Origin of the sequence: Sphingobacterium faecium, from assembly GCF_003054045.1 — a bacterium.
Lineage (GTDB): Bacteria > Bacteroidota > Bacteroidia > Sphingobacteriales > Sphingobacteriaceae > Sphingobacterium > Sphingobacterium faecium.
In genome coordinates, this window is sequence record NZ_QBKH01000017.1 from 3338 (window position 1) to 5594 (window position 2257).

General features: G+C 47.1%; 2 tRNA genes and 1 rRNA gene. All 3 read right to left on the bottom strand.

Features of this window, described 5'->3' with window-relative positions:
• Positions 1–8: 8 nt before the first annotated feature.
• The 3 genes from C8N37_RS22570 to C8N37_RS22580 all read right to left on the bottom strand — a co-directional run bounded on the left by C8N37_RS22570 (position 9) and on the right by C8N37_RS22580 (position 1830).
• Positions 9–82: transfer RNA gene (locus C8N37_RS22570), tRNA-Ala, on the bottom strand.
• A gap of 10 nt (positions 83–92) precedes the next feature.
• Positions 93–169, bottom strand: a tRNA-Ile gene (locus C8N37_RS22575).
• Between the two features lie 131 nt (positions 170–300).
• Positions 301–1830 (bottom strand): 16S ribosomal RNA (locus C8N37_RS22580).
• Between the last annotated feature and the right edge of the window lie 427 nt (positions 1831–2257).

The window sequence follows — 2257 nt, forward strand, 5'->3', positions numbered from 1 at the left end:
GAAACCTGTGGAGAATATCGGAGTCGAACCGATGACCCCCTGCGTGCAAGGCAGGTGCTCTAGCCAGCTGAGCTAATTCCCCGTGTTGTTAATGGTAGTCCCGAGCAGATTTGAACTGCTGACCCCTACATTATCAGTGTAGTGCTCTAACCAACTGAGCTACGGGACTAGCTTATCTTTCTATCTCTCTGGACCATCCAATCAGGGATGGGCACATTTCTTCAAATGTTTTTGTTTCTTATTTGTTTCTTAATATAAATCATGTGTGTACGTAACGAGCTTCAATCCTGAATGCTCTAGAAAGGAGGTATTCCAGCCGCACCTTCCGGTACGGCTACCTTGTTACGACTTAGCCCCAATTATCGGTTTTACCCTAACACGCTCCTTGCGGTTACATGCTTTAGGTACCCCCAACTTTCATGGCTTGACGGGCGGTGTGTACAAGGCCCGGGAACGTATTCACCGCGTCATTGCTGATACGCGATTACTAGCGAATCCAACTTCATGAGGTCGAGTTGCAGACCTCAATCCGAACTGTGAATGGCTTTTAGAGATTAGCATCATATTGCTATGTAGCTGCCCGCTGTACCATCCATTGTAGCACGTGTGTAGCCCCGGACGTAAGGGCCATGATGACTTGACGTCGTCCCCACCTTCCTCACAGCTTACGCTGGCAGTCTGTTTAGAGTCCCCATCATTACATGCTGGCAACTAAACATAGGGGTTGCGCTCGTTGCGGGACTTAACCCAACACCTCACGGCACGAGCTGACGACAGCCATGCAGCACCTAGTTTCGTGTCCCGAAGGACTGATCCGTCTCTGGATCATTCACTAACTTTCAAGCCCGGGTAAGGTTCCTCGCGTATCATCGAATTAAACCACATGCTCCTCCGCTTGTGCGGGCCCCCGTCAATTCCTTTGAGTTTCAATCTTGCGACCGTACTCCCCAGGTGGATAACTTAACGCTTTCGCTTGGACGCTTACTGTGTATCGCAAACATCGAGTTATCATCGTTTAGGGCGTGGACTACCAGGGTATCTAATCCTGTTTGATCCCCACGCTTTCGTGCATCAGCGTCAATACTAACTTAGTGAGCTGCCTTCGCAATCGGAGTTCTAAGACATATCTATGCATTTCACCGCTACTTGTCTTATTCCGCCCACTTCAAATAGATTCAAGTCCTACAGTATCAAAGGCACTGCGACAGTTAAGCTGCCGTCTTTCACCACTGACTTATAGGACCGCCTACGCACCCTTTAAACCCAATAAATCCGGATAACGCTTGGATCCTCCGTATTACCGCGGCTGCTGGCACGGAGTTAGCCGATCCTTATTCTTCAGGTACATTCAGCTTCCTACACGTAGAAAGGTTTATTCCCTGACAAAAGCAGTTTACAACCCATAGGGCAGTCATCCTGCACGCGGCATGGCTGGTTCAGAGTTCCCTCCATTGACCAATATTCCTTACTGCTGCCTCCCGTAGGAGTCTGGTCCGTGTCTCAGTACCAGTGTGGGGGATTCTCCTCTCAGAGCCCCTAGACATCGTAGCCTTGGTGGGCCGTTACCCCTCCAACTAGCTAATGTCACGCGAGCCCATCCATATCCTATAAATATTTGATCATTAACCGATGCCGGTAAATGATGTTATGCGGTGTTAATCTCTCTTTCGAGAGGCTATCCCCCTGATATGGGTAGGTTGCTCACGCGTTACGCACCCGTGCGCCACTCTCATCAGTTCGTAGCAAGCTACTCCCTGAATCCCGTCCGACTTGCATGTATTAGGCCTGCCGCTAGCGTTCATCCTGAGCCAGGATCAAACTCTCCATTGTAAAATGAAGTGTAAGATCAAGACTATTTATAATAAATAGAATTGTCTTGTATTTTATTTCTAATTCTAAAATTGAACAGGTTGATTTTTTTAACTTTCGTTGTTTCTCAACACTACTCGTTACGTTACATGATTATATTTTTAAAGAACTTTCTTCGCCCCCGCATCTCGCTTCGGCTTTATATGATGTCGGCATTGCGCCGGTATCGATCTTGTTTTGTTTCCCTTCGTTTCCGTTGGGACTGCAAAGGTAGAAATCTTTTTGGTATCTCCAAAATAAATGTGAAAATTTATTTTTTCGTTTTCCTGCTGTTTCCGCGTTTAAACTAAATTAAACCCTTCTTTTTTCAGTGCTTCCCCTTTCGGATCAGCCGTTCCTCCCTTGCGGAGTGGTGCAAAGATAGGAACTTTTATCCTTCACTTCCTAA